The following is a 6,000-nucleotide window of genomic DNA, read 5'->3' on the forward strand; positions in this document are numbered from 1 at the left end:
GCCCCCCTCTCCGGAGCCTCCGGCCCCCGAGGAGGCCCCCGGAGAAGGCGAACCGGAGGAGGAGGCGGCACCCGAGGAGTTCCCGTGGCCGTTCGACCCGGATGACCCGGAGTCCCGCGAGCGGCTGCGGGAGGCGTGGGAGGAGTACCAGCGGGAGAACGGCGGCACGCCCTAGGTCCGGGGCCCCGGCGGACGGCACACCGGTGCGGTGCCGTCCTCCTGGACGTCGCGGTGGCGCCGCGCCGCCCCACCTCCGGGCCGCCGAACCGAAGGCCGGGCCGCTGTCCCGCCGCCCTGTCCCGGCGCCCGCGGGATCCGGAGCGGACGACCGGGCCGGTCGGGGCGACATGCGGACCGCCGAGCGGCCCGGCCGTAAGCGGCGTTGGGAAAGGCCGGCCGGAGCACCAGGACTCCGGTCACGGAGCGTGGATACGGCCCCGCTCACGAGCACGACCGCGAGGATCGCGTGCTCGATGCGGCGCTTCCCACCGGCGCGCACGCGGCGGCACTCCCGGCCCGACTGACCGGCCGGCGCGTGCGCAGGCGTCCGCGCCGCTCCCCTGCCCCGGGGCCACTCGGGAAGCGTCGGCCGGGCGCGGGGTCGGAGCCGGGGGGAAGGCCGTTGTCGGGGACCCGTGCTCCGGCCTGGGCCGAAGCGGGGCCGTCCCCCAGCGCCACCGGTCCTGCCCGTTCTCCGCCCGTGCGGGTCGGGAACAGCGGCTATCCGCTCGCCGACGGAGCGGGGCCTCCAGCACCGTCGCTCCCGCGCCCGCGCGGCGCGGACCCTCTGAGCGGCGGCCCCGGCACGGCCCCGTCACGCCGGTCCGGACGCCGGCCCGCCAGCCGTGTCCAGCTCACCGAGGAACCCGTCGACGAGTTCCAGCACGCGGTCCGGCCGGTCCAGCGGGCTCACGTGGCCGGCCCCCTCGATGCTCGCGAACCGCCCTCCCGGGGCGGCCGCGGCCGCCCGCCGCACGACCTCCTCCGGCACCAGGGTGTCGTGCTCCCCGCGCAGCCACAGCGACGGCACGGCGAGCAGGTGCAGCCGGGGCAGGTGGTTCAGCCGCATCCGCCGCGGCCCGTACGCGTGCACCTGCCAGTCGTCGAACGCGCCCTCCCGGTGGGCGCGCTTGGCGCGCGCCTCGGCGTGGACGAGGTCCACGAGGGCGGCGAAGTCGGGCGTCCGCTCGCCGGCCGGGTGCTCACGGACCAGCGCCGCGCGCACGGCCTTCGGCGACGCCGCCAGCCAGGCCGCCGTCCAGCGCGGCACGGCGCCGATCCGCAGCAGCAGCCAGGTGGCGAACTGCCACGGGCGCACCTCGTCGAGGCCGCCGGGAGCGAGCAGCACCAGCCCGCGGACCCGCTCGGGACGACGCAGCGCCAGTCCCACAGCAAGGCCGCCGCCCATCGAGAGCCCAACGACATCCACCCGGGCCAGGCCGAGGCGGTCGAGCAGCCCGGTGAGCACGTCCTCAAGGCGGGCCTGGTCCAGCACGCCCGACCACGGGCGGGAGCCGCCGTGCCGCGGCAGGTCGACGGCGATGACCCGCCGGCTCGCGGCGAGCGCCGGCATCAGGTGCCGCCAGGTCAGTGGCGCGGTGTCCAGCATCGCGCCGTGCAGCAGCAGCACCGGCGGCGCGTCCGGGGGCCCGGCCGTGTAGACCCGGATCGGGCCGGCGTCCAGCCCGATGTCCTGGTGGGTGGCGAAGGGGTCCCCGGTCATTCCGGCCTCCCGATCGCGGAGTCGAGCCGGTCGAGCAGGCGCGCGTGCGCCTGCCGGGCGGCCTCCCGGCCGTCCGGCGCCGACGTCTCCCACCCCGCGGCGACCAGGTCGGCGAACAGGTCGACGCTCTCGCGGAGCCGGTCGCGGGACAACGGCCCCATGACCGGGGCGGTGCTGGCCAACCCGACCGCGAACACCGACATCACCGTCGCGGCCGCGCGCGGGTCGAGGTCGGCGCGCACCACGCCGGCCTGTTGCGACTCCGTGATGAAGTCGACCAGCCAGTCCAGCCGCGGTCCGTACCTCCGCGGGCCCTTCCGGCGCAGGTACCCGCCGAGCACATCGGCCTCGGCGAGGTAGCAGGCGAGCATGAACTCGTCGTGGAGCAGCGCCTCGACCCCGAACCGCCAGGCGGCGGACACCGGCACCGGACCGCCGTGCGCGGCGACGAGGGCGCGGACCTCCCGAGTGAGCGAGCGCGTGGAGCGCACCAGCAGCGCGTCGAGCAGCGCCTCCTTGGACGGGAACTCCAGATAGACCGCGCCCTTGCCGACTCCGGCGCGGCGCGCGATCTCGGCCATGGTGGTCCGGTCGTACCCCTTCTCCAGGAAGAGGTCCCGGGCCCGGTCGAGCACCGCGTTCCTGCGGTCGGGAATGGTCGGTCGCGGCATCGGTCTCCTCGCTTCCGTTCGACATAGTGACCATATCAAGTGCTTCGGTCACTACGCGCCCGGTCCCCCGCACGCCCGCGGCGGCGGGCCGGACCGGTCCGCACCTGGCAGCAGGGCCGGCCGCACCACTACGTTGGTACGCATGTACGACGCCGTCCCTCCGCACCCGCGCCGCGACTCCACCCTCTCCCGCGCCCAAGCCCGCCGGATCGCGCTCGCCGCCCAGGGGTTCGCCGACCGCCGACCCGCCGGAGCCCCGGACATGCGGCACCTGCGCCGCGTGATCGACCGCGTCGGCGCCATTCAGATCGACAGCGTGAACGTGCTGGTCCGCAGCCAGTACCTTCCGGTGTTCGCCCGGCTCGGCGGGTACGATCCGGCGCTCCTGGACCGCGCCACCACCGCACGCAGCCGGCACCTGGTGGAGTACTGGGGGCACGAGGCCAGCCTGCTGCCACCCGAGACGCACCGCCTGCTGCGCTGGCGGATGGCCCGCGCCCGCGACGAGTCGTGGGGCGGCATGCGGCGGATCGCCACCGAGCAGCCGGACCTGGTGAAGGCGGTCCGGGCCGAGGTCGAGCGGCGGGGGCCGGCCACCTCCCGGGAGATCGAGGCCGCCCTGGAGCACGACCGGCCGCGGGCGCGCGAGAACTGGGGCTGGAACTGGTCACTGGTCAAACGGGCCCTGGAGTTCCTGTTCTGGGCCGGAGAGGTCACCACCGACGGCCGCACCCGGCAGTTCGAGCGCCGCTACGACCTGCCCGAGCGGGTGCTGCCCCGCGCGGTGCACGAGGCCCCGGACCCGGACCCTGCCGAGGCGCGCCGCGAACTGCTGCGCATCGCCGCCCGCGCGCACGGCGTCGCCACGGAGCAGTGCCTGCGCGACTACTTCCGGCTGCGCGCCGACGAGGCCCGGACCGCGCTGGCCGAACTGGTCGACTCCGGCGAACTCGTGCCGGTCTCGGTGGAGGGGTGGCGGCGGCCCGCCTACCTGCACCGCGACGCCCGGCTGCCGCGCCGGGTCACCGCTCGGGCGCTGCTCAGCCCGTTCGACTCGCTGGTCTGGGAGCGAGAGCGCGTGCGGCAGATCTTCGGCTTCGACTACACGCTGGAGATCTACGTCCCCGCCGCCAAGCGCAAATACGGTTACTACGTCCTGCCGCTGCTGCTGGGCGACCAGTTGGTGGCGCGGGTGGACCTGAAGGCCGACCGCGGGGCCGGCGTGCTCCGGGTACAGCGCACCGCTCTGGAGGCCGGTGCCCCGCCGGAGACCCACGACGAGCTGACCGCGGAGCTCCTCCTCATGGCGGAGTGGCTCGGACTCGGCAACGGGGTCGCGGGGCCGACCGAAGGCTGACCGGCGGACCGGACGGCGGTGCGCGGCGGCCCGGCCGTGCACCGCGAGAGACCGGCGGCGGTGTCCGGCATGCCCGCTCCGCGCGCGAGCCGCCCACGCGGATCGGGGCGGTTGCCACATCCGGCCACCGCCCCGACGCACCACCGGCCCCGTTGAACCCCCGGTCCCAGAAGCCGTCCCCGTCCGCGCGGGTACCACGGGCCGCGCCGCGGCTGCCCGGCCGCCCGGGAGACGCGTCCCCCTGCGCGTCCGCCTCCTCGCCGCCACCGCGGGGCCGGCACCCGCCCCGTCCCCGGCCGGGCGATGGGGAGGGAACGCCCCCGGGGGGGGACGGCCGCAGCACCACCCCGCCGAACGCCGCGCACCACGGGCGGCAGCGAGGCGCGCCGGGACCGGGCCCAGGCCGCGCGGCGTACGGCGGCTCGCCCACCGCCTCGGCCGGCCGCACGCTCGCCGGGCGCGGCCACAGCGGGCGCCGGGGCCCGGCGGTCGGCACCCGGCGCGCGGCGGACGGCCTCCGGCGCTCCGCGGCCCGTGGTGTACTCGTCCCCGTGGACGATCACGGCACGGGCTCGGTGGAGCTCACCGAGGGATGGGACAGCGCCGCGACACTGGTCGGCGGCCGGTGGATCGAGCGGCGCCCCCGGCATCCGGCGGCGGCCGACCGGCTGCGGATGGAGACCCGGGTGATGCCGTGGCTGGCGCCGCGGCTGCCGCTGGCCGTGCCGCGGCCGCATCTGCTGCGCGCCGCCCCGCTCGTCGTCCGGCACGCGCTGGTGCCGGGCGCGCCGACCGAGCGGCCCACCGCGGCGCACGCGCGGCAACTCGGGACCTTCCTCCGGGTACTGCATGCCACCGACGCCGCCGCCGCGGTCGACCGCGGTCTGCCGGACGCGCCAGCGACCGTCCTGGACCGGACCGAGACGGTCTGCCGGTTCCGGGCCGCGGTACTCCCGCTGCTTCCCGCCGACCTCCGGGACCCCGCCCGCGAGCTCCTCGCGGGGGTGGCCGAATGCCCGGCCGACACCGTGGTGCACGGCGACCTGGGCCCGGAGCACGTCCTCGCGGACGACAGCGGTCTCACCGGCGTCATCGACTTCTCCGACGCCCACGTGGGCGATCCGGCCATCGACCTGGCGTGGGCGCTCTTCGGTACCCCGGCGGAGTTCGCCGCGGCGCTCGCCGACGCCTACGCCGTCTCCCCGGGACTGCGCGAGCGCGCCCTGCTCTGGCACCGGCTCGGCCCCTGGTACGAGGTGCTGCACGGCGTGGAGAACGACCGGCCGGCGGACGTCCGGTCCGGCTTGGACGGGGTCATGCGGCGGCTGGACGTCCCCGAGCGGCCGTGACGGCGACGCCGGCCCCGCGCGCCGCCGACGCACACTCCCGCACCGACCACACTCCGGGCCCCGCGTTCTGGGCGCGCGCCCAGAACGCGCGCCCCGCACCGGCGGGGGTAACCAGCCTCCCGTGGCGGTGAACGGGTGACACACCTCCCGTGGCGGTGAACGGGTGACACACCTCCCGTGGCGGTGAACGGGCGAAACAGCTCCCCTGGCGATGGGCGCGGGAGAACAGCTCTAGGGCCACCGCGGCGCGGGGAGCAGGGGGAACCGCTCCACTCACCCGACCCGCTCGGGGCCCCGGGGCCGGATGCCCGCGCCCGGACCGCGACCCGGGTGGGACGCGGCCCGACGCACGCGGCCACGCGGGCCCGCCCTGACGTGCTGGGGGCCGTCCCGGCCCGGGGGAAAGGCCGCCACGGGGCATCGGTGTGACGAGGTCCGCCAGCCGCGGTGCCGACGGCCGCAACGCGTCGGCGAGCGGGGTGGCGGGTCACCGCCCGTGCCGTAGGCGCCGAGAGCCGCCTCGCCGCTACCCGGGCGTCCGCGTGAGCGCCTCGCCGAACTCGGCGGCGGGCCGCCCGACATTCCGGCGGGCACTCGGCCAGGGCGGGACGGGCGGAGCGCGGATACGCCGCACGGGGTCGACGGCCGCTTCGGCGGCTTCCGGGCGGTACCGGATATGCCGGGCCCGGGCCTGGTACGGGAGCAGAGAGCGACCGCCGGCCGCCGCAGCGGCGCGGGCGCCGCGGGCCGACCGCCCGCCCAGGGAGGCCAGCCCCGCAGGACGGTGGACGGACGACGTGCGGACGTGGTCATGGGGTGTGTGAGCCAGGTCGGTCCGCAGGCGGTCGACCTCGCCCGGACCGCGTGGCTGTCGGCCGGCCTGCCCGAGACCACGCCCGG

General features: G+C 77.3%; 4 protein-coding genes. 2 read left to right on the forward strand and 2 right to left on the reverse strand.

Annotation, left to right across the window (positions count from 1 at the left end):
- Positions 1 to 814: 814 nt before the first annotated feature.
- Positions 815 to 1,723, reverse strand: a complete 909-nt coding sequence (locus tag DEF28_RS25180) for an alpha/beta fold hydrolase (RefSeq protein ID WP_114400787.1) — start codon at positions 1,721 to 1,723, stop codon at positions 815 to 817.
- Entirely contained in the window at positions 1,720 to 2,394 is a 675-nt protein-coding gene (locus DEF28_RS25185) for a TetR/AcrR family transcriptional regulator (RefSeq protein ID WP_114400788.1), read from the reverse strand. The genes DEF28_RS25180 and DEF28_RS25185 overlap by 4 nt, the downstream gene beginning before the upstream one ends.
- Positions 2,395 to 2,536: 142 nt before the next feature.
- Between DEF28_RS25185 and DEF28_RS25190 the strand changes: the two genes are divergently transcribed.
- Positions 2,537 to 3,751, forward strand: a complete 1,215-nt coding sequence (locus DEF28_RS25190; protein ID WP_114400789.1) for a winged helix-turn-helix domain-containing protein — start codon at positions 2,537 to 2,539, stop codon at positions 3,749 to 3,751.
- A gap of 551 nt (positions 3,752 to 4,302) precedes the next feature.
- On the forward strand, positions 4,303 to 5,100 hold the full coding sequence (locus tag DEF28_RS25195) for a phosphotransferase (RefSeq protein ID WP_199493535.1): 798 nt from the start codon (positions 4,303 to 4,305) through the stop codon (positions 5,098 to 5,100).
- Positions 5,101 to 6,000 lie beyond the last annotated feature (900 nt).

This window comes from Marinitenerispora sediminis (assembly GCF_003336425.1).
Taxonomy (GTDB): Bacteria; Actinomycetota; Actinomycetes; order Streptosporangiales; family Streptosporangiaceae; genus Marinitenerispora; species Marinitenerispora sediminis.

Bases quoted from the DNA above. Each gene is read 5' to 3' on its own strand.
- DEF28_RS25180 (WP_114400787.1), bottom strand. From the start codon at position 1,723: ATGACCGGGGACCCCTTCGCCACCCACCAGGACATCGGGCTGGACGCC.
- DEF28_RS25185 (WP_114400788.1), bottom strand. From the start codon at position 2,394: ATGCCGCGACCGACCATTCCCGACCGCAGGAACGCGGTGCTCGACCGG.
- DEF28_RS25190 (WP_114400789.1), top strand. From the start codon at position 2,537: ATGTACGACGCCGTCCCTCCGCACCCGCGCCGCGACTCCACCCTCTCC.